The organism is Collinsella sp. BIOML-A6 (genome assembly GCF_009875845.1).
Lineage (GTDB): Bacteria > Actinomycetota > Coriobacteriia > Coriobacteriales > Coriobacteriaceae > Collinsella > Collinsella aerofaciens_H.
On the sequence record NZ_WWSL01000013.1, the window covers coordinates 38,981 to 61,135 of the forward strand.

Sequence of the window (22,155 nt, forward strand, 5' to 3'; positions counted from 1 at the left end):
ATGCGCTAAATCAAGCCCCATTCCTACAGGGTCGGTTCAATACCCAAATGCTCGAATGTGCGCAGGGTTGCCTGGCGACCCTGCGGTGTGCGAATCATCAATCCGCACTGCAGCAGATACGGCTCATAGACATCCTCGAGCGTTCCCGGGTCCTCGCCCACCGCGCTAGCAAGCGTCGTCAGGCCCACGGCACGACCGGAGAACGTCTTGGCAAGCGTCTCCAAGATGCGAATGTCCATCCAGTCCAGACCAAGCTCATCGATCTCGAAGAACTCGAGCGCCTGACGGCAAATATCAAGCTCAATAGGCCCGTTGCCGCGCACCTGCGCATAGTCGCGCACGCGCTTGAGTAGACGATTGGCGAGGCGCGGCGTACCGCGCGAACGCGAGCCGATCTCGAGCGCGCTGGGATGGTCGATCGTCACACCCAGGATGGTCGCCGAGCGCGTCACAATCTGCGCGAGCTCCTCAACGGTGTAGTAATCCAGGCGATACGAAATGCCAAAGCGGTCGCGTAGCGGGCCGGTCAACATGCCCGAGCGCGTCGTTGCCGCCACCAGCGTGAACTTAGGAATATCCAGGCGAATCGAGCGCGCAGCCGGACCCTTGCCGATCACGATATCGAGGGCAAAGTCCTCCATCGCGGGATACAGAACTTCCTCGACCGAGCGGTTGAGGCGGTGGATCTCGTCGATAAACAGCACGTCACCCGGCTGCAGGTTAGTCAGGATGGCCGCTAGGTCACCGGTGCGCGCGATGGCCGGGCCACTCGTGGTTTTAATCTGAGCGCCCAGCTCGTTGGCGATAACGGTAGCCAGCGTGGTCTTACCCAGACCCGGAGGGCCCGAGAAGATCACGTGGTCGAGCGTCTCGCCACGGCTCTGCGCCGCCTCGATGAGCACGCGCAAGCTCTGCTTGATGTGCTCCTGGCCGCAGTAGTCATCCAGGCGCTGGGGGCGCAGGGTACGGTCGACATCGAGGTCCTCGGGCGTCAGCTCCGAGCCCACCATGCGCTCGCCATGTGCCATGGATGCCGCCGGCGAGTTGCCGGGCGTCGCCCACAAGTCCTGAGAGTCATCGGCTTCCCACATCACGCATCCATTCCGAGTCGCTTAAGCGCCGCGCCGAGCAGATCCTCGACACGCATATCCTGCCCATCATACCCGCTCAGGGCGACATCGGTCTCCTGTGGGCTAAAGCCCATGGAAAGGAGTGCCGCGCGGGCATCGTCGATGGCCGAGGGAGCGGCAGCGGGCGCGGGCATCGCAACCTGTCCGGGAATCACGTCGACCGGCACAAAGCCCTTGTCCTTGGCAAAGGTGCTCTTGAGTTCCAAGATAAGGCGCTGCGCCGTCTTTTTGCCCACACCGGGCACCTTGGCCATGCCCTTGTCGTCCTCGGCCATCACCAGCGAATACAGTTGCCCCACGGTATAGGTGGAGAGCACGGCGAGCGCCAGGCGCGGGCCAACACCCGAGACGGACACGAGCCGATCGAACATCGTGCGCTCGTCCTTGGAGGCAAAGCCAAAGAGCGTCATGGCGTCCTCACGCACCTGCATGCGCGTGTAGAGGCGAACCTCGCCGCCGGGCGTCGGCAATGTGGCCGCGGTGCTGCCCGAGATGCCGAGCTCAAAGCCCACGCCCGACACATCGACGACGGCTGAGCTCATCGTGGCCTCGACAAGCGTTCCGTGGAGCTGGGAAATCATCAGTATCCGGTTCCTCTCTGTTGATAGAACTCGCCACCGGTAAGGGCACGGGTGCGGCTGAGGTTTACGTGGCAGATGGCGCAAGCCAGGGCATCGGCGGCATGATCGGGATGCGGGTCGTGATCGAGCTGCGTGAGCGTGCGCACCATGTAGGCGACCTGCCGCTTATCTGCGGCACCGGTGCCCACCACAGCCTGCTTGATCTGCATAGGCGTGTACTCGCCGATCTCGAGCGCGCACTCCGAAAGCGCCACAAGCGCAGACCCGCGGGCATGTGCCGTAGGAATTGCCGAGCGGACGTTGGCGCCGAAGTAAATGCTCTCGATGGCGGCGGTATCGGGGCGGTAGCGCTCGATGACATCCTTGAGGTCGCGGGCGATGTGAGACAGGCGCACCGCGAGCGGGCTTCCGGCACTGGTCTCAATACAACCGTAGGCACGACAGCGAACCTCGCCGCGCCGCTCCTCGATAATCCCCCAACCCGTATGGGCCAAACCGGGGTCGATACCCAAGATAACCAAGCCGACCTCCCCTCGCCACTAGCACGGCGCGAGACAGGGCCCCGCACACTATTCACGAACGTCTGTTCTAGAATAACACAACAGCGACCGTATCTAGCAAGCAAGGTTGAACCATAGGTTGAGCATAAGTCAGCGAGCGAGTCCCTGCCGTGGCAAGGTGTCGCGAAAGAGGAGCGCCGCGTACTTCTGTACGCAAGCGACGGCTTGAGCGGCAGATTGCCCGGCAGGGGCTCGCGCAGCGTCGGCTCGTTACGCGGTTTGGTAGAACCGCGTAACCTTGCCCCTATCCCATAGTTAGTTCTGACTAAAGAACGGAAACTGTCTCGGATCAACCGGCGGCTGCGGTATCGGCGTGCCCTGGGGCCCACCCTGCGGGCCACCCTGGCCGCCCATCATCTTATCGATGGCGTCCTGGACCTCGCCCTCAAACTTCTTCATGCCCTCGTGCAGGCGGCGCTGGCCGTCCTCGGAGCGCAGCTCCTCCATCTGCTCGGGCGAAATACCCAGCAGCTCGCCCAAAATGCCCATCATCTCACCACGCATACGGTCACTCGTATCGTCGTCGGCAAAGCGGCGCACCTCGGTGCGCGCCAACGAATCGACCGTCATACGCCCTTTACCGCTCAGGCCAAGATCGGACCACGCGAGCATATACGGCCAGGCACGCTCGGCAAACGAACGGGCCGAGACGATCGGCGCCGTCGGCAGCTGGCGGCGAGCCGCCTCTCCCTGGCGCACGAGCATCAGCAGCAGCGAGCAGGCCTCGGGCTTGCCAGCGGCCATCGGGATATCGTCAAAGGGACGGTTGCGGTCCACGTGCGCCTCGAGCGTGCCATCGACCTCGCCCGGCTCAAGCCCGCCGAGCAGCTGCGCCGCGCGGTCGAGCATGTCGACCGGACCGTCAAGCGCCGAGAGCGCCTGCGCCAGCACGCGCTCCATGCAATCCTCCACCGCGTTGAGCGTCACGAGCTCCTGCGGCACCACGGCAGACGTACGGTTGCGTGCGCGCGCAACAAACTCGAGCGTCGACAGGTATACATCGCCAAAGGGCGCATAATCGCCCTGGTAGCCACCGCAAAGCGCGGGCGCCGCCAGCGCGTACTCAGTTTTGGACAGCGGGCTCAACGCCATCGCACCCAGCTCGAGCGCCGTATCCTCCAGCATAAGGCCCAGCGTGCGAGAACGCAGGCGCTCGGCGTCGCCCGCCGACACATCGCGGTCGAGCACACGCGCGGCATCCGGCGCATCGCGCTCAACCGTGCGAATATGCAGTCGCTCGGCAATGGAGCGAACGGCGGCACAGCGAGCAGCCTCGGCCTCTTCCTGCGCCGGCGTAAAGATGCGGTTGCGCCCCAACACCAGGCCGATCACGTTGCGCGAGCCCAATGCATCGACGGCCAGCGCCGCAAGCAAAGACGACGGCAAGTCGCCCTCGAGCGCCACCACGGCGCGCGACGTACCGCGGGCGCGGGCGTTATCGCGCACGGCGAGCACCAGCGCCTGCCACAGCCATTCCTCGGAGCAAAACTCGGGCAGCTCGTGGTCCTCCAAGGCATCGAGCATCACACCGCGCTGGATCTCCTGAACCAGCAGGCTCTCCTCAAAACACGGCGCTTGGGCCACCACGCGGCCGCAGTCGTCAAGCACAAACGAGCCGCCGGTATACACCGACTCGTCGTATGCACCGACCGGCGCCATGCAGGCAAACCACACGCTGCGCTTAGATGCGATCTTGCGGTAGGCTCCGCTGCGCACGGCGGCGATCGCGGCGGTCTCGCGGTCGGTCATATCGAATGCGTTGAACTGGAAATAGGCAATGAGGTCGACGCCGGTCGGCAGCATCTCGAGCTCGCGGGCCAGGTCGAAGATCACCGCGGTGCGCACGCCGTCCACGTCGAACACCGGCGGCGCCCAACGCGCGTCGTTGTTCTCGCCACGCTGCAGGGCAATGCTCGCACGCGCGGGCACCACGCGACCGTCCTTGAGCATCATATAGTCGAGCAGGGGCTGGCCCTCAAACGAAACCGCTGCGGGCACGATGCAGATCATATCGAGCTCTTGAATACGCTCGGCGACGCCGGTCAAGCCGGCAAGCATGTCATGCTCAAAGTCGACAGCGCCCACCAGGCCGCCGGGCAGGGCTCCCATAAAGAGCGGAGCCGGCACGCACAGTACACGCGCACCGCGCTCGTGAGCCAGGCGCGCCTGGTCCTCGATGCGACCGCAGATACCCTCAATATCACCCAGGCGCATATCGATCTGTGCAAGTGCGAGCTTCATGGCTCAGCCCTTTCCGTCGTAAACCGTCGTTATCGCAGTAAAAGCGCCGGCCGCAAGATGCAGTCGGCGCTTGCATGTGCATATGCTAGCTATGATACCCCGAGCGGGGGCGCGCTCCTAGAACGTCGCGGACCACAGCCCGTGCAGGTTGCAATAGGCATAGACGGTACCGGTCTTGGAACCGCCGGCAAAAAACGTCGCGGGCTTCATGCCGGGCTGGAGGTAATGGACCTCCAGACGGCCCTCGGCCTCAAGGGCAATCCACTCGATGTAGTGCTCGGGCACCATAGGATGCTCGACCGAGCCCACGCGCGCACGGATCACGTGACCGTCGCGCTCGCTCTCGATGACGGGCACGTGCTTCTCGTGCGCCGCGTCCTCGGTGTTCGCGGTCAGCTCCGTACAGCCGGCAGGGGTTGCAACGTCGTTGCCAAGGGCGGCGATGAGCTTGCCGTCGGGGTCCTTAAAGAATTTCGCCATGATGTTCTCCTTTGCTGATGTGCCGATGTTCTCGATGCTTCTTATGCCCAAAGGCGCGCGAACCATCCACGGCATCGCAAATGAACACATAACGAGCGAGGCTAGCGCCCGTCGCCGCCAAGCAGCGCCAGAACGTCTTCGCGGGTAAACAGCGCCGAGGAAATTCCGTCGCCGCCGAGCACGCTGTTGACCAGGTCGCGTTTGGACTCCTGCATCTGCATGATGCGCTCCTCGATCGTGTCCTTGGCGATGAGCTTGTACACGGTCACGGTATGTTGCTGGCCAATACGGTGCGCGCGGTCGGTCGCCTGGTCCTGCGCGGCCACGTTCCACCATGGGTCGTAGTGAATGACCACGTCGGCCGCCGTCAGGTTGAGACCCACGCCGCCCGCCTTGAGCGAGATCAGAAACACCGGCACCTCGCCTGCCTGGAACTGCGCGACCATCTTGGCGCGGCTCTCCTTGGACGAAGCCCCCGTGAGCTTAAAGAAGGCGATGTCCTCCTTGGCCAAGCGCTTGCCGATGATATCGAGCATGCCCGTGAACTGGCTGAACAGCAGAATGTGATGTCCGCCGTCGAGCGCACCGTGCACGAGTTCCATGCAAGCGTCGAGCTTGGCGCTCCCCGCCTTGTAGTCCTCGTAGTGTAGACGCGGGTCGCAGCAGATCTGGCGCAGCTTGGTGAGCTCGGCGAGCACCTTGAGCTTGTCTTTCTTAAACTCGGATGCCTCGCGATGCTGCAGCTGCTGGGCGATACGGTCTTGGTTGGCCAGGTAGAGCTTGCGCTGCTCGCCGGTGAGCTGTGCCATGACGGTGTCCTCGATCTTCTCGGGCAGATCGGCCACCACGTCCTCCTTGACACGGCGCAGCACAAACGGCGACACGAGCGCCTGCAGGCGAGCGGCGCTGTCACCCTCGGCGTGCTCGACCGGGCTTTCGAAGCGCTTGGCAAACGACTCGCGCGTGCCAAGCAGGCCCGGCATCAAAAAGTCGAAGATGCTCCAGAGCTCGGACAAGCGGTTTTCGATGGGCGTGCCCGTCAGGGCAAAGCGCACGCCGGCAGGCAGGCGCTTGGCGGCGCGCGCCACCTGCGTGAGCGGATTTTTAATGTACTGGGCCTCGTCGAGCACCACGCGGGCAAAGTCCTGCTCGGCATACTCGTCGATATCGCGGCGCATGAGGTCATACGACGTCACGACCACGTTATGCTCGGCCACGCCGGCGATCTGCACGCAGCGTTGAGCCTTGGCGTCCACAATGGCACACACATCGAGCGACGGGGCAAAGCGCTCCAGCTCGGCGGTCCAGTTGTACACGAGCGACGCAGGGCACACCACGAGCGTGGGCTTAGTGTCCCCCGCCTCCACGCGCGCCAGGATATGTGCGATCATCTGCAGCGTTTTACCCAGGCCCATATCGTCGGCCAAGATGCCGCCGAGGCCCAGGTGCTCGAGCGAACCGAGCCACTGGTAGCCGTCGACCTGATAGCCGCGCAGTGAGGCCTTGAGCGAGACCGGCACCGTAAAGTCCATCTTTCCGAGCGTATCCAGGCGCTCGACGGTGCGACGGAATGCAGCGTCGCGATCGGCCTCGAGCGCGGGCGTGCGCGCGAGCATGCTGTCGACAAACAGGGTGCTCGACGCGGGAAGCGACACGCCGTCGAGCAGGTCGACAGCATCGACCCCCAGATCCTCGGCAAGGCCAAACGCGGCGCGCGCTCCCTCGTCCAAGCGAATGATGTCGCCCGACGTGAGACGCGCAAACGTCTGATGACGTTTGTACGAGTCCAGATAGATGGCAAGGTCTGCCGCCGAAAGGCCGCTCGCGCCCAATTCGACATCGAGCAGATTGCTCTTGACGGTCGCGCGCACAGAAAGCTTGGGCGCAGGGCGAACCGAAATCTGGCGCAGGCGGTCGCTGAGCATGACCTCGCCCAGCTCGGACAGGGCAGACAGGCCCTCGGTCAGCAAGTGGAACAGGCTCTCGTCATCGCGTTCCTCAAACGCCAGGCCGCTCTCGTAAAAGTCGAAATACAGGGCAGCCGTGTCCATAACGCGAAACTCTGCCACCTCGTCGCGCGGCGGCACGCCCGGACGCCGCTCTTCGAAGGGACTGCCCGGAGCGCCCAGACTAAAGAGATCTGTCGACCAGTCGCCGTAGGTAACCGTAATTTTGCAGGTCACGAGCCCATCGTCGACACCAATCGCCATGGCAAAGCTCGGCTCGGGCGCCACGGTATCGAGCGCAGCGGGCGCGGTGAGGTCGGTGTAGCCGCGCAAAATGGGCAGCGCCATACGACAGAACTCCCCCACCTGGTCGGCAGCGATATGGACCGGCGTGCGACAGGGCAGCAAGCGCGATAGAAACGGCGCTGCATGCTGGGCAAACGCCGCATCGGTGCGGCGCGCACGACGGGTGTCGACCAGATAGGCAACGTCGTCCGAAGCAAAGCAGTATGCATCGGCCGGCAGGCGCAGATCGTAGCTGCCACCAGCCGCCGGCGCGATTTTGGCGGCAAGGAGCGGTGGTCGCTTAGACAGTGCCTCGTCTTCCCCTTCCGGAGGCATCTCGACCGCCACGTCATAGGTGCGATGCGTCGTCGTCCCCCGCGACCAGGCGGGCTCAAAGGAGATGGTCCGGCCGCGCAGCAGGTCCAGCACATATACGATGCTATGCTCGGACAGCGGCAACTGGCGCTCGGCGACAAAGCCGCTGCGTGCAAAGTCATACGACGCCGAGCGCGAGCTTGTGATGTCATCGAGATAGGCAACTGTCGTCACAACAAGGTTGAGCAGCTTTGTCGACACGTCTTCGAAGGCTTCGGGCGTATGGACAAACGTGAGTTTCTTGCCGTACGAGAAGGTGCCGCCTCGAACATAGGCGTCGGCCATGCCGTCGATATCCTTGACCACGTAGGACACCGAACCGCAGCGAATACGGAACTCGAGCGCCCAGCTAAAGCGGTCGGCGAACAGCGGATTGTAGTACGGCACCAACGAGGGCTCCAACGCCGCTTTGGGGGCGTCGGGATCAACGGCACCAGCAAGCTTGCGGCGCATGCTCGCCAGCTCATCCATGCGCGCGTCCGAAAGATCGGAGAGCGCCGCCATGAGGCTGGGGCTCGTGGGGACGGGCGCCGGAAAGGGAAAGTTGGGGTTGACGGCCGGCGCCTTGGGCGCGGTGCGCGCGGGCTGTTTCGGCTGCGCCGCAAACGTGCGGACCGGCGTGCGCAGCCCCTCAACAGGCTCGATGCCGCTGGCGTCCAGGTACGCCAGCGCTGTGGCGATGGCATGCTTGCACATGCCGGGGTAGCGATAGGCAGCGGGACAATCGCAGTCGAAGTCGATCACCTCGTGCTCGTCCATGTCGAGCGCCACGTGCGTCTTGTACAGGTCGCCGCGCGAGCCGCGCACCGAGCCCTCAACCGTCACATTCTTGGAGAAGCGCGAGCCGCTGTCCTCGATCGACAGCACGGCGCCGTTGAGCATGAGCGAGCGGCCCTTCATAAAGGTGCCGCTCAGCGCCGCCTCTTTCCGGAGCGCCTGTGCAAACGTCCCCTGCGCCATTACTTCCTCCAATCCACACATGGTAGCTAATTTGGGACGGGGCTATTTTAGCTACCCCCAAATGTCGGTTGAGATGTATTCCAACCCCGACTCATTCGCCGTCAGCCAAAGGGTAGCTAAAAAAGCCCCGTCCCAAATTAGCTACCCCGCCAACGCCGTCCTTAAATCACCGTCACTCTGCCCTGGTTGCCCACGATGGCCTTGGCCTCGGCCAGCAGCGGAATCGAGCGCGCGTTGACCTTAGCAGGTACCTCGGCACGCAGCACGCGCCCGTCCACCTGCTCGATAAAGATCTCCACGCGGTCGCCGCCCGGGTTAGTGGTGAGCACCGTGGCAAGACGCGCCATGTTTCCCTGGCTAAAGCGGCTGTTGGGCACCATGACCTCAAACACCTTGGGCTTGTTGTTTTCCTCGCTAAGCTCGAGCGGCACGATTTCCTGCGCGATAATCTGGTCACCGCGGTCCGAGCGCTCGAGTTTGCCCTTAATGCGCACAAACGCGTCGGACAGCTGCACGCCGGTCTCGGGATCGACCTCGCCGTACAGATACCCCTCGGCCTCCTTGTAGGTCTTAGGGAACACCACGACGGTGGCCTCGCCTTCCATGTCCTCGAGCTGCACGATGCCCATGGGGTCGCCGTTTTTGGTCACGCGCTTGGACACGCTTGAGACCATGCCGGCCCACCACAGCGCCTTACCCTCGGGAATCTCCTGGTTGATGGTGCCGCCCGTAGGATTCTGAACTTCGTAGCCGGTGTCGATCTGCGAGAACGAAAAGTCGCGCGCCTTGGCTAGTGCATACTCAAACGGGCGCAGCGGGTGATCCGAGACATAGATGCCCAGAACCTCTTTCTCCTGGCTCAGCTTGAGGTGGCGGTCCCATTCCTGGCCGTCCGGATCGGGCACGCTGACCTCGAAGCCCGAACCCTCAACGTCGCCAAACATATCGAAGAACGAGGTCTGGCCGCTCGCGCGGTCCTTCTGGCGCTTTACCGCGGCGTCGATGATGTTCTCGGGGTTGTTCTTGTCCACAAAGTGCATCATCTGGCGGCGCGGATAGCCCGTGGAGTCGAAGGCGCCTGCCTTGATCAGCGATTCGATCACGCGGCGGTTGGCCTGGCTCGAGTCCACGCGCTCGACAAAGTCGTGCAGCGTCTTAAACGGGCCGCCCGCCTCGCGCTCGGCGATAATCGCCTGCGCCACGCCGGTGCCCACGCCGCGGATGCCGGCCAGACCAAAGCGTACGCCTTCCTTGGTCGCCGTGAACTCGGTACCGGACTCGTTAACATCTGGCGACAGCACGGGGATGCCGTCGTGACGGCATGCCGAGACGTAGTGAACGATCTTGTCGGTCTTGCCCGTGTAGGACGTCAGAACGGCCGCCATGTACTCGTGTGGATAATGCGCCTTGAGCCACGCCGTCTGCATAACCAAGATGGCGTAGCCGGCGGAGTGCGACTTGTTAAAGGCGTAAGATGCGAACTCGAGAACATCGTCCCAAATCTTCTGGGCGACCTCGCGCGTGTAGTTGTTCTTGATAGCGCCGTTCATCCAGTGGTCGTAGGTGGTCTCGTCCGAGCCATCCTCCCAGTGGAGCACCGTCGACGTGAGCAGCTTGATCTTTTTCTTAGCCACGGGCTTACGGATACGCGAGTCCGATTCGCCCTTGGAGAAGCCGCACATCTCGACGGAGATGAGCATAACCTGCTCCTGGTAGACCATGGTGCCGTAGGTTTCGCCCAGGATGTCGTCCAGACGGTCGTCGTAGGAAACGGCCGGCTCCTTGCCGTTCATACGGTTGATGTAGGACGAAACCATGCCGGCGCCCAGCGGGCCCGGGCGGTACAGGGCGATCAATGCTACGACGTGCTTGTACTCGGTGGGCTTCATGTTCTTGATCGTGGCCGTCATGCCGGCGGACTCGACCTGGAAGACACCGGCGGTGTGGCCGGAGCCCATGAGCTTAAAGATCTCGGGATCGTCAAAGGGGATCTCTTCCTCTTTGATATCGATGCCGAAGTTCTTTTTGATGTTTGCCTTGGCCTTGGAGATAACCGTCAGCGTGCGCAGGCCCAAAAAGTCCATCTTGAGCAGGCCCATGTCGGCGACGGTATGACCCTCGTACTGGGTAATCTCGACGCCGCCCTTGGTGTCGAGCTTGGTGGGCACGTGCTCGTTGACGGGGTCGCGGCAGATCAGAACGGCGCACGCGTGCACGCCCTCGCCACGGGTGAGGCCCTCGATCGAGAGCGCCGTGTCGATGATGCGACGGGCGTCGTCGTCCTTTTTATAGGCCTCGGCAAAGTCGGGGTTAAACAGATCCTCTTTGCCGGGTTGCTTGTCGAGCACCTGTTTGAGCTTGACCTTGGGATCGCTCGAGACCATCTTGGACAGGCGCTGGCCCATGTAGACCGGGTAGTCCAGGACGCGCGCGGCGTCGTTGATGGCCTGCTTGGCCTTAATGGTCGAGTAGGTGATGACGTGGGTGACCTTCTCGGGGCCGTAGAGCTGGCGAACGTGCTCCACGACCTCGAGGCGCCGCTCATCGTCGAAGTCCATATCGATATCGGGCATCTCGGTACGTTGCGGGGACAGGAACCTCTCGAACATCAGGCCGTTTTCGAGCGGATCGAACGCGGTGATGTTCATGGCGTAGGCGACGATGGCGCCGGCGGCCGAGCCACGGCCGGGGCCGACGCCGATGCCGTTGTCCTTGGCCCATTGCACGTACTCGGCGACGATCAAAAAGTAGGCGGCAAAGCCTTTGTCGCAGATGACCTTGTATTCGTACTCAAAGCGCTCTTTGATGTTGACGCCACCGATCTCGCGCGTGGCCCAGTCGTCACCGTAGTGCTGGCGCAGGCCTTTCTCGCACTCGCGGCGGAACTGGCTCTCGTGCGTCTCGCCGGAATCGAGCAGCGGGAAGCGCGGCAGGATGATGGAGTCCCAGTCCAGCTCCACGTAGCACTTGTCGGCGATCTCGAGCGTGTTGTCGCAGGCCTCGGGGCAATACGGGAACATCGCCCGCATCTCCTCCTCGGTCTTCATGTAAAACTCCGAGCCGGTCATGCGCATGCGGTTGGGGTCGTCGACCTTGGCGTTCATGCCAATACACATGATGACGTCCTGCACGGGCGCATCCTCGCGGCGCAGGTAGTGGAAGTCGTTGGTGGCGATGACCTTAACACCCACCTGCTTGGCGATGTCGATGAGCGTGCGGTCCATCTGCTCGTCGGTCAGGCCGTTATCGGTGGTAATGCCGTGTTCCTGAATCTCGATATAGAAGTCGCCGGGGTCGAAGGTGTCACGGAAGGTCTCGGCCCACTTGATGGCGCCCTCCATGTCACCGTGGTCGATGTATTTGGGAATGATGCCGGCGATGCAGGCGCTCGTGCAGATCATACCCTTGGCATGGCGGCGCAGGTTGTCAAGCGTCACGCGCGGTTTGTAGTAAAAGCCCTGCACGGCGGCCTCGGAGACCGTCTGCATCAGGTTGACGTAGCCCTCCTGGTCTTTGGCCAGAAGGATCATGTGGTAGAGCTCGGGTTTATGGTCGCGGGCGAGCGTCTCGTCCGGCGTAAAGTAGACCTCGCAGCCAAATATGGGCTTGATGACCAGGGGCGGCTTGAGCTCGTCGATGTTGCCCTTATCGTCCCACATGGCCATGTCCTTCACATACTGGGCATGCTCGCGCGGGTTTGCCTCGGGATCGGGTTCCACCAGCTCGTCGCGGCGGTCCTTTTCCAAGAAGGACTTGTCGTGACTCCAGGTTTTGTACTCGGGCGTGTTGTGGTTGACGGCGTCGCAGGCCAGTGCCAGGTCGGGCACGCCATACATGTAGCCGTGGTCGGTAATGGCGACGGCGGGCATGCCCAGCTCTACGGCGCGGTTGACCATATCCTGGATACGGGTTGCGCCGTCGAGCATGGAGAAAACAGTGTGGTTGTGCAGATGGACGAATGCCATGTGATGAGCTCCGATGCGGGTTCGTGTTCTGACTGAACGATTTTACCGCACGGCGCGGACGGCACCCGAACCTAGCCAAACCCACACGTGCAGTCTTTTCGGGACCTTCAGAAAGGGGAATGAGGGCATCCTGATTTATCGAGTATTACTGGAACCCCGGCGATGCGCGGAGTGATTTGTGACGAATAGTCATGTCCATCAAGAAGGCTCGACGCTTCGGATAGCTCGTCAATCGATATATCAATTCTTGGAGACCTGTATTCCTACCATTTTCAATGAAACAACGGCGGTAATTGCTATCGCGATTACACCAATAATACCGAGCGCTATCTGAATGGGATATAACCCCAGCACATGTCCAAATATGGAGAAAAACATTGCGGAAAAGAGAGCCCTTACCAGAGACGCGACGGAAAGGATCGTCGCGCGGAGATCGTCCGCTATCGCATCTTGGATTAAGTTTTCCGAAGTGATGTACACCACTTCTGGGAGAAAACAAAGCACCATGCTAAGGCCAAACAAGCACAGCGGATTTGAAGCGAACCACGGAAGAATCATGAAAAGGCCAGCCTCGATTAGCATCGAGCCGAGCATGGTATTTCTTTTCCCGAAACGCAATGAGAAGAAATCTGCTGCAATGTAGGCCGTCGCATTTACTGCATAGGATGCACCGAAAAAGATTCCTATTATGGAGACGGGAGCATCAAATGCGTCGAATACCAACTGATTCAAGTTGTAATAACTCCCATAGAATCCATCGAGCATGCTTGTGCCGATTAGAAGAAGCAATACCGCAAAAGCGGATTCTCCAACACGCCAGGTTTCGCGTCTGAACATCTTGGCCGCGTCAAACCTTCTCATCTCAGAGCTTTCAGAACGGGTCGCTTCCGTCCTCTCAATGGGATACAGAAGGAAAAGCTGCAGGAGATAGAAAACGGAGACACATACGTAGAGGGCGCTCCAAGATACTTGGGCAATGAAAGATCCGAGCACAATTGCCATTCCCGTAGCGATTGATTGCGCGGCAAGCAGCCGAGCATTGATGGTGAGGAAGCGCTCTCCTTGACCGGCATTTCGGGCAATTTCATATAAAAGAGCTTGTTCGGATCCCGATTGAAGGGAGTAGGCGAGTGCCTCAACGAGGGAAAGCACGACAAGAAAGGGACCTGAGAGCAACAGCATGCCGGCCGTATGGAAGAAAAGCAGCAGCACGCCCACTTGAATCGAAAACTTCTTTCCAAAGAAATCGCCTATCAGCCCTGTTGGCAGCTCGAGGACGACCGTTGCAATGTTAAACAAGGCTTGATAAAGCGCGATTTCCGTGACAGACATTCCTTTCTCCGCAAGGAAAAGTAGAAACACTCCCCGATTTAAAACAAATCCCGCGAGAACGAAAAAGGCGGAATAGATGTGCAGTTGCGTAGCGGCATTCTTATTCATTTGGCACTTCCATCAACTGATTTTGTCGGGCCGCTCGCTACCGACTCGAAGCCTGAAGTGTTCACAGTTGATGTGAAGAGCGGTAAAGCTTTTGTACAGGGTATCAATGGAATACATCCGAAGCGTTTTCGGCAGTATCATCGGCGAAGGCGGGATTAGCCTTTACGCGGCGCTCACCCTCGATGTATTTGACGATTTGATCAATCGTCTGGTTGGCGTGACTCTTGAGCTTGCGCTCATAGAAGAAGAGGCCGAGCTTGCCGTGCGGGCCAGACGTGTTGCCACCCACACCCTGAAAATCCTCGGTATAGGTGAGCTCGCAGGCACCATCGCCAGCAGGTGCAGCCTCATAGCGCATGGTATTGATACCCGCCGCATACTGAAAACGGACCTCATAGAGACACGGGTAGTCAAAGTGCTTGATCTTAACCTTGATCGCCGTGCCCTTGGCCTTGCCTTTTGCGGACTGGGCGCGCTTCTCGTACTTATAGCCGTTGAGCTTGTTGCGGCTGGGATGCTTGCCCGTGGCGTTCTCGATATCCTGCATGATGGACCCCACCAGAGCGTCAAAAAGCTCCTCCGGCGTCACCTTAAGCGTTTTGGTGAGCTGCATGATGGCTCCTTATTCGTTTGAACCGTTCGAGCCATTGTACCGCCCCAGGCTCTCCCATGCGTTGCGGTGCCATTTGGACGATTGAGGGCTTTACGGCCGCAAAACCAACCAAATAGCACCGTAAAGCCTGAGGTGGCTAGAGGTTGTAGGTGACCACTTGGGGTTCGGCGGGTTCGACGAAGATGGCTGGATCGGCCTGTTCCACGCGGACGAACTTGACCGTCACGGCCTCAAAGCCCGCCTTGTGCAGAACATCAGCGTAGACGCGCGCCTGCAGGGCGTGCTTCTCCTGCAGCTGTTCCGGTGTCTCGTCCGGCGTGCCGCCCGTCTTGTAGTCGATAACCAGCGCGCGCGACGAATCCGCCGGGTTCGTCGCCAAAGCGTCGATGGCGCCTTCGGCATATGCACCGTAGCGAGCGATGTCCTCGTCCTCGCAGCCCAGCGAAAAGAACGGCACCTCGGCGCGAACGCACGGCCACGCGAGCAGGTCGGCACGAACAGCCGACCTAAGCCAGCGGTCCAGGGCAACGTCGAAGCGCTCGCGCTGCTCCGGCGTCAGGCGCCATAGACGCGCCAGCGCTTCGGCGCGCGCGGTGGGCAGTGCATCGGCACCCATCTCGATGAGCCACTGGCAGGCGGCATGGAAGGCCGAACCCAAGGCCATGGGATTGCCGGCGGGCTCGACAGCAGCCACGTCCGCATCGGCCATCTCCGAGCCATCCGACTCGGCATCATCGCCAGCCTCGTCCATGGGCACGTGTGCCTCGGCGGCACGGTCCTCGGCCTCGGCATGCAGCGCCGTGGCAATTGACGAGTAGCTGTACGAATCGCGCGCCGGATACGGGCAGGTGCCCATGCGCACGCCCACCGCCTGGGGATACACGAGCTCAAACGCATCGGGCTCGGGGTCGGCAGGACCGGGAACAGCAGCGCGGGCATCTGCACCGGCACCCTCCGGCTCCGCATCGCCGCGGACAAGCCTGCCCTCGGCATCCAGTGAAGCGTTGGCCTCAAACGCCTGCTCGCCAAACGTAAAGTCCGCCAGCGAGATAAGCTCGTAGTCGCCCGGCTGGGAGTCGTCGAACACCAGGCGGTCGGCATCGAGCTGTGGCATGTCCAGGCCGTCCGTCGGCAGAATACGGCGCAGCACGTCATAGGTCAGATCGGTCTCGACATCGAAGGTCGGCGCGCACAGCTTGCCGCGGCTCACGCCGGCATCCATCGCCAAGATCACCAGCTCACGCGCTCGCGTCATGGCGACATAGAGCAAACGAGCCCGCTCCTCGAGCGAAAGCTGCAGGTCGTCGTTGCGCAGGCGAGCAAATGCCTCGGCGGGAGAACCCGTCGCGCAGACATCCTCCATGAGCTCTGGCGGCAGCCACAGCGACGTGCCCTTGCCCTTAAACGCGTGCTCAAACTGCTTTTTGACGTCATCGCCCTTCACGAACGTGCCGTCCGCGAGTTTAACGCCGTCGAAGCGTGCCGGCAGCGCCACGACTTGCGCTCCGCCCTCGACGCGGCCCATCTGTGCCGCACCGGACGATTTGCGCACGCCAAAACACTCCGCAACCGCCACGACCGGATACTCCAGGCCCTTGGATGCATGCACGGTCATGATGCGTACCGCGCCGTCACCCTCCTCGTTGAGCGCGCCCGGCGCCTCCTTGCCCGCCAGGAAGCGATCGAAGGCCAGCGCGATGGAACGCGGCGAGTTACCGAACTCGGCCTCCGCCTCGGCCACGGCGTCGAGCGCCTTGAGCACGTTGGCGGCAATGGCCTTGCCCTCGGGACCACGCTGCGCCAGACGCACAAACCAGCCGGAAGCGTTGACCACGTCGCGCGCGATCGCCGCGAACGAATCGCGGCCCACACGACGAAGCGCATAGCGCAGCACCTCGCGGGCACGCGTCACGAGAGGCAGGTTCTGCAAACCCGGCACATCGGAATCGCTCATGATGCCCGCGTCGATGTTGCGGCGCGAGGTCTCCCCCGTCTGGTCGTCCAGCTTGGTCGCCAGCGCCAGGAATTCCTGAGCGCCGAGCGCAAACATCGGCGAGGCCAGCAGCGGCATAAGGCCCTGCGCCGTATCGGCCGGATTGGCAAGCGCGCACACCAGGGCACGTACCGTCTGCACCTCGGCAGCCTGCGCAAAGACCGAGCCGCCTGCGATGACGCAGTCGAGCCCTTGGTCGCGGAAGGCCTGCGCATAGATATCGGCGTTGGTCATGCGGCCCAGCAGCAGCACCATGCCACCTTGGGGCTGGCCGGCATCGGCAAGCGCGCGGAACCGCTCGGCGATCGCACGGGCCTTGGCCTGCGTGCGTTCCTGCGTACTGCCGCCGACAACAAAGAGGGCCTGGCGACGCGAGACGTCTGCCACCAGCGTGTCCTTGCGGCCGTCGCTCGCCTCAAGATCCAAAAAGCCCTGCATCAGGCCGCCGTCATCGCCGTCGAAGACGCGTGCCACGTAACGCAGCACCTCGTCATGGCTGCGGAAGTTGCGCACGAGTTTGACGAGCTCGCCGGCGGGGACATCTGGCGCGGCGCCCGTCTCGGACGCCGCCGTCGATCCCACTTTGCGCTCCTGGCGACGGAACACCTCGACCTCCGCCCCACGGAAGCGGTAGATCGACTGCTGTGCATCGCCTACGGTGCACAGCGCGCGCTCCCCCGCACCCGTCAGGTAACGGATCAGGTCGACTTGCATCTGATCGGTATCCTGGAACTCGTCGATCATGACCATCTTAAAGCGTCCCTCATATGCCGCTCGAATGGCCGGGTAGTCGCGCAGCGCCTCGTATGCCATGCGGAGCAGGTCGTTGTTGTCGAGGGCAGACTGGCCGGCCTTGAGTACGCGGTACTCAGCCTCTACAGAGCGGGCCAAGCCCACCAGCGCATCGAGCGCGGGACCACCGCAGGCAAGCACGATATTGATAAACGCATCGGCGGCCTCCGCCTTGAGCAGCTCGACCTGCTCCTTGGGGAATGCCTTGCTCGCGCGCGGCATGGTGCACGACATCATGAGTCGCGCCGCATCGGCCATGGTCTTGCCGCTCGCCTCGAACGCGTCGATGGCATCGAGCGCCACCTGCGCCTTCTCGGTCGCGGCCTTGCTTGCGCCCAGCGCCGCGCGATAGGCATCGGCGAGTGCCGAGGTATCGGCCTGGCCGCGCGCCACGCGCACGTCGTCCATGCCGCCCGGCAACTGGCTCGACAGCTCCAGCAGGTCGCGCACCAGCCCCTTGATGGTCGTGCCGGCGCCAAAGGGACCGCCCTCGCCCGCCATGGGATACCAGGCGTAGAGGGCCTTGAGCGATGCCGCAAGCTCGGGGGCGGCATCGGGCGCCGTCGCGCGACCCAGCACATGCTCAACAGCCTGGTCCATAAGCTCGTCGGTATCGGTGAGCACCGTGAACTCGGGATCGATGCCCAGCTCCAACGCGTGTGCGCGCAGGATGCGCGAGCACATGCCGTGAATGGTCGAGATCCACGCATCGTCGACGGTCAGGGCCTCCTCGTCCATGCCCTCGTCGATGAGCGCGCGGCGCACGCGGTCACGGATCTCGGCCGCGGCATCTTTGGTAAAGGTAATGGCGAGCACCTGGTCAAGATGCTCGACGAACGGACCGGATTCGGGCGAGAGCGCATAGACGATGCGGCGCGTGAGTGTAAAGGTCTTGCCCGAACCGGCGCCCGCCGAGACAAACAGCGGACGGTCGAGCGTTTTGACGATCTGCAGCTGTTGCGGCATCAAAGTCGAAAGATCCATGGTCTACACGTCCCTCCTTACAAACGTTCCTTCGTGGTTATACGGGCAGCGCGCATGCGCGGCCTGAGCCGACGTCGGGTCGACGGCGGCGACGTCGCCTGCCTCGAGCTCGCGCAGGCGCTCGGCGATGCCAGCCTCCACGCGATCGAGCAGGGCGTCGAAGTCCATGCTGCCACCCTCGCCGGGGAAACCTTTCTTAAGGCCCGGGATGCGACCGTCGCCGCGCTCTTCCTCGAGCAGCTCGGCGCTCGCGGCACCGCGCAACGCCGGCTTGCCGCCCTTGGTCGAAAAGTAGAGCGCCGCGCGGGTGTCCAAATCCAGCGCCCGGCGCATGGCCTGGGCGTAGATGAGCGTTTGGGTATGTGGTGGCAACCAGCGCGGATCGTCGATGGGCGCCGTCCCCGATTCCTCGTCGCGCACCGTAGGGTCGGCGAGCTTAAACTCCTCAACGCCCGTGCGGTGCTTGTAGTCGATCACCACGGCACGATTCTCGGCGTCCACGTCCACGCGGTCGATGCGCCCGCCAAGCGGCCAACCGGCATACTCGACCTTGAGCTCGTTGAAGGCGAACTCCAGGTAGCGCGGCGCAAAGGGGGCAAGTGCCTCGGACTCGTAGGCAAGCACGCCCTCCAGCTGCGGCAAGATCTCTGCCACCTGGCGCTCCTCCACCGCAGAGAGCGGCACGAGCGGGCCCTCCGTGCCTCGCTTGCCGGCGTGCTCGGCCAACGTCTCGTCAAAGACCTCGCCCAGCAGCTCCTGAGCGCGCGGCAGATTCTCGGGCGTCACGCGCTCCATGCCCTCCTGGGGCAGGCGAGCATGCAGGTGCTCCAGCACATCGTGGACAAAGTTGCCTTTCTCCATGTTTCCAAAGCCCGCGTCGATGGACTGAGGTTTGACGCGATACGACACGAACCAGCACAGCGGGCACGTCGAGTACGCCTCAATCTGCGAGGCGGACGTTAGACGCGGCACGAGCGGTGCATCCTCGCCCCCACCATCGCGACGACGCAGGACCAGGTACGGCACAGCCGCCTCACTCAAGTGCTGAGGAGCCTCGCACACGACGCGCTTGCACTCGATGCCCTCGCCGGCCGCTGGATCAAAATCGGCGACGATACCGCCCTCGCCCACGAACGAAACCCTGGCGGCGCCAGTGGCCTCGGCGTGCGCTCGAAGCTCGGTCCATGCAGCCGCCGGATAGCACTCGCGTGCCTGGCGATCGTGCGTCACGCGGGCAAGCGCAACCGGGCCGCGCGCAGCCTGCATCGCGCGGCCGAAGCGCACGCGCAACAAGGCGGCAGGCTCAAGCGTCACACCGCTGCGATCTAATTCTGCCGTCAGCGTGGCCAGCGGGCCCTCCTCAAGTGAGAGCGGATAACTGTCCAGATCGACGTCGGCAAACAGCACGGCATCGTAGCTGTCGGGGCGCAGGGCTGCCGCATCGGCAAGCGACGTAAAGCGCACCTGGGCGCGCGGCGCGCGATCGACCTCGTAGGTCTCGTAATCGTAAGCGGTACTGCGCTGGTCCACCTTGGTGCGAACGCCGTCGAGCACAGGAACGGTTGCCGCCTGTGACACGTCGAGTGCGCGAGCATCGTTCATAAGGATGTCGATGGCATGGCGCAGCAGGGCCGTCTCTGCCTGGCGACGAGCCTGACCGTCAAGGCCTCCAAGGGCGCGATCGGGCAGCGCCTCGGCAACGGCGAGCATGGCCTTGAGCGCCGTCACGGGTTTGTCGCGCCACAGCGCCTGAAACACGTCCGAGACCACGCACGGCACGTTCTTAAACCAGTTCTCATCACTGGCAGCCTTGCGCGAGGACCTGACCTGGCCCTGCACGCTCTGCAGCAGGCTCTTGACGGCCGTGGTGGTCTTGCCGCGCGATAGGCGCATGTTCTTGTCGAAGGTGCGCGCGCTGGCGGCATCGGCACCCGAAAGCGGACTGTAAATCCAGTCGGTAAGCTCCGGCGCGGGCCACCACTCGGTCTTGGAGGCGATGCCCTCGTCGGCGGCCTTCATGCGCTCGATCAGATTGGCGAGCGCCGAGAACTGCCTGCCCGCGATGGATTGGGAAAACGCCGTAAACTCGGTTGTCTCGGCCGCAATATGACGCGCCGCCAAACGGGCAGCGAGTTCACCGAACAGTTGGGGCGCCCGGGCAGACACCACGAGTACGCGCACGGGGTCCGCGGACGCCTCGACACCGCCGTCGACCGCGGCGTCCTCACACGTTTTTACCAGCTCATCGATTGCATCCACATAGGCGCGGGCGCGGGCGTGAGGGCCGGCAACCTCTACAAAGGTAGGCTGTGCGGCGGACTTGGAGGCAGTCTGGGGCACGGCGGCACCCTCCCCCAGCGGCGCGGCCTCAAACAGCACGCCGCGGGCATCAAGGGCCGTGGCCAGCTCCTCACGCATCGCCGCCTGCTCGCGAGCGAGCAGCACAACGACCTCTCCCCCGCTGTTCGCCACGGCCGACAGCAGCTCGAGCAGGCTATACGTAAATGACGTGACACCGCGCACACATACCGCGCGGGCGCACGCCGGAAGGTTGTCGGCCAGCACCCCGGCCATAAGGTCAGCCGCCTCGCAGGGCTCGACCATGTCTCGACGGTCCAAGCCGCTCGCATAGGCACTCAACAGATCGAACACGCGAGCCTCGGCGTCGCTCTTGGGATCGGGCCGGCAAACGTCGCCGCAGCAGCGCTCAGCACCCGTTCCCGCTACGCCCGGCAGCACATCGCGGGCCATGCGCGCGAGCATGCGCACCGTGCCCTGACTGCGCGAAAGCGGCTGCAGGTCGGCATCGTCGCGACGGGCGACCATGTCCGAGAACAGCATCTGGCGCTGCATGTTGTCGACGAAGCTGCGGCCATCGCCCATAAGCTCCCACAGCGAACGAAGCCACGACGCGGGGGTTTTGTAGTCAACACCTAGCGAGGCGCCAGCAACCGCAGCATCGTGGCGGCACAGATCGAGCTCGGCAAACGAGGGCGCCAGCAAAACGGCACGCCCGTGGCGGGCAACCAAGTCGGCGAGCAACGATGCCTCGGCATCGCTCAAGTTCGTACCGGTATCGGTGGTATAGATTCGAACAGGCATGGTCCTCCACTCAAACCGTTCGCAATAATCAATGTATTCATCCTACCCGCCCACGCGGACAGATTTGCCCCACGCCAACAGATTTGATTCCTCCGCCCCCAAGGGATCAAAAAAACCGCCCCCGAAGGGACGGTTCTGCGCAATTCGTTTTTGCCGCTGGTCTACTCGCCATCCTCCAGTTTGATGAGGATCTTGCGATAGCCACCGTACTCGCCATTAAGCGCCTTGGACACGCGGCTCACGGTGGTGGACGAAGCGCCGGTGCGGGCCTGAACCTCAACATAGGGCTCGCCCTCATCCAGATAACGCGCGACCTGCAGGCGCTGAGAAAGATCGCAGATCTCGCGCGGTGTGCAGATATCGGTTAAAAACGCTTGAATATCGTTCTCGTCGTCCAAAAGACTAAATGCGTGGACCAGCTGCTTGACATCAGGCTTGTCAAACATGTTCTCGATATTCATCGATCACCGCCAAACCCGCCAAAAGGCATCGAAGTTGATACTGACATCGGGCATCGTTCGCCCGTTCTATGCAATAAAACAATGCATGGAGCATTTGCCCGTAGCAGTGTAGCACACCACTAAACTAAAGCGATAGGACTCTCTGTCAGCGGCACGTTTTTCAGGACGAACCTTGATTATCAACTTTATCCGAACACCTCCCACATTCATCCGCACATGTGCGGATGAATGTGGGAACCCGATACCT

The 22,155-nt window shown here is 62.5% G+C and carries 13 protein-coding genes; all 13 read right to left on the reverse strand.

Going from position 1 to position 22,155, the window contains the following annotated elements:
* Window positions 1-23: 23 nt before the first annotated feature.
* Window positions 24-1,091, reverse strand: a complete 1,068-nt coding sequence (gene ruvB / locus GT495_RS05890; RefSeq protein WP_152073622.1) for a Holliday junction branch migration DNA helicase RuvB — start codon at window positions 1,089-1,091, stop codon at window positions 24-26.
* Window positions 1,091-1,711 (reverse strand): Holliday junction branch migration protein RuvA, encoded by a 621-nt coding sequence (ruvA, locus tag GT495_RS05895; protein ID WP_161161285.1) that lies wholly within the window; start codon window positions 1,709-1,711, stop codon window positions 1,091-1,093. Before ruvA ends, ruvB begins: the two co-directional genes overlap by 1 nt.
* The gene (ruvC, locus tag GT495_RS05900) at window positions 1,711-2,232 is read right to left on the reverse strand and encodes a crossover junction endodeoxyribonuclease RuvC (protein WP_161161286.1); all 522 of its coding nucleotides are present in this window, start codon (window positions 2,230-2,232) and stop codon (window positions 1,711-1,713) included. The genes ruvA and ruvC overlap by 1 nt, the downstream gene beginning before the upstream one ends.
* Window positions 2,233-2,526: 294 nt before the next feature.
* Window positions 2,527-4,512 carry a hypothetical protein gene (locus GT495_RS05905; protein WP_161161287.1) on the reverse strand — a complete coding sequence of 662 codons (1,986 nt, stop codon included), beginning with the start codon at window positions 4,510-4,512 and terminating at the stop codon, window positions 2,527-2,529.
* Between the two features lie 117 nt (window positions 4,513-4,629).
* The gene (locus GT495_RS05910; protein WP_161161288.1) at window positions 4,630-4,992 is read right to left on the reverse strand and encodes a desulfoferrodoxin family protein; all 363 of its coding nucleotides are present in this window, start codon (window positions 4,990-4,992) and stop codon (window positions 4,630-4,632) included.
* Window positions 4,993-5,093: 101 nt separating this feature from the next.
* On the reverse strand, window positions 5,094-8,558 hold the full coding sequence (locus GT495_RS05915; protein WP_161161289.1) for a DEAD/DEAH box helicase: 3,465 nt from the start codon (window positions 8,556-8,558) through the stop codon (window positions 5,094-5,096).
* Between the two features lie 161 nt (window positions 8,559-8,719).
* Window positions 8,720-12,523 (reverse strand): DNA polymerase III subunit alpha, encoded by a 3,804-nt coding sequence (gene dnaE / locus GT495_RS05920; RefSeq protein WP_161161290.1) that lies wholly within the window; start codon window positions 12,521-12,523, stop codon window positions 8,720-8,722.
* 240 nt (window positions 12,524-12,763) lie between these two features.
* Complete coding sequence (locus tag GT495_RS05925; RefSeq protein ID WP_161161291.1) at window positions 12,764-13,963, reverse strand: MFS transporter; 1,200 nt, start codon at window positions 13,961-13,963, stop codon at window positions 12,764-12,766.
* A gap of 103 nt (window positions 13,964-14,066) precedes the next feature.
* Window positions 14,067-14,576, reverse strand: a complete 510-nt coding sequence (locus GT495_RS05930; protein WP_161161292.1) for a DUF3284 domain-containing protein — start codon at window positions 14,574-14,576, stop codon at window positions 14,067-14,069.
* A gap of 136 nt (window positions 14,577-14,712) precedes the next feature.
* The gene (locus tag GT495_RS05935; protein WP_161161293.1) at window positions 14,713-18,345 is read right to left on the reverse strand and encodes a UvrD-helicase domain-containing protein; all 3,633 of its coding nucleotides are present in this window, start codon (window positions 18,343-18,345) and stop codon (window positions 14,713-14,715) included.
* Between the two features lie 3 nt (window positions 18,346-18,348).
* Entirely contained in the window at window positions 18,349-21,447 is a 3,099-nt protein-coding gene (locus tag GT495_RS05940; protein ID WP_161161294.1) for a PD-(D/E)XK nuclease family protein, read from the reverse strand.
* 161 nt (window positions 21,448-21,608) lie between these two features.
* Window positions 21,609-21,908, reverse strand: coding sequence for a YerC/YecD family TrpR-related protein (locus tag GT495_RS05945; RefSeq protein ID WP_006235366.1), 300 nt, complete (start codon window positions 21,906-21,908; stop codon window positions 21,609-21,611).
* Between the two features lie 66 nt (window positions 21,909-21,974).
* A partial coding sequence (locus GT495_RS10725) for a hypothetical protein (protein WP_204986891.1) occupies window positions 21,975-22,155 on the reverse strand: 181 nt, incomplete at its 5' end.

Excerpts from the sequence above, each read along its gene's own strand:
- GT495_RS05925 (WP_161161291.1), bottom strand. The coding sequence starts at position 13,963 with ATGAATAAGAATGCCGCTACGCAACTGCACATCTATTCCGCCTTTTTC.
- GT495_RS05940 (WP_161161294.1), bottom strand. The coding sequence starts at position 21,447 with ATGCCTGTTCGAATCTATACCACCGATACCGGTACGAACTTGAGCGAT.
- dnaE (WP_161161290.1), bottom strand. The coding sequence starts at position 12,523 with ATGGCATTCGTCCATCTGCACAACCACACTGTTTTCTCCATGCTCGAC.
- GT495_RS05910 (WP_161161288.1), bottom strand. The coding sequence starts at position 4,992 with ATGGCGAAATTCTTTAAGGACCCCGACGGCAAGCTCATCGCCGCCCTT.
- ruvB (WP_152073622.1), bottom strand. The coding sequence starts at position 1,091 with ATGTGGGAAGCCGATGACTCTCAGGACTTGTGGGCGACGCCCGGCAAC.
- GT495_RS05930 (WP_161161292.1), bottom strand. The coding sequence starts at position 14,576 with ATGCAGCTCACCAAAACGCTTAAGGTGACGCCGGAGGAGCTTTTTGAC.
- GT495_RS05945 (WP_006235366.1), bottom strand. The coding sequence starts at position 21,908 with ATGAATATCGAGAACATGTTTGACAAGCCTGATGTCAAGCAGCTGGTC.
- GT495_RS05935 (WP_161161293.1), bottom strand. The coding sequence starts at position 18,345 with ATGGATCTTTCGACTTTGATGCCGCAACAGCTGCAGATCGTCAAAACG.
- GT495_RS05915 (WP_161161289.1), bottom strand. The coding sequence starts at position 8,558 with ATGGCGCAGGGGACGTTTGCACAGGCGCTCCGGAAAGAGGCGGCGCTG.
- ruvA (WP_161161285.1), bottom strand. The coding sequence starts at position 1,711 with ATGATTTCCCAGCTCCACGGAACGCTTGTCGAGGCCACGATGAGCTCA.
- GT495_RS05905 (WP_161161287.1), bottom strand. The coding sequence starts at position 4,512 with ATGAAGCTCGCACTTGCACAGATCGATATGCGCCTGGGTGATATTGAG.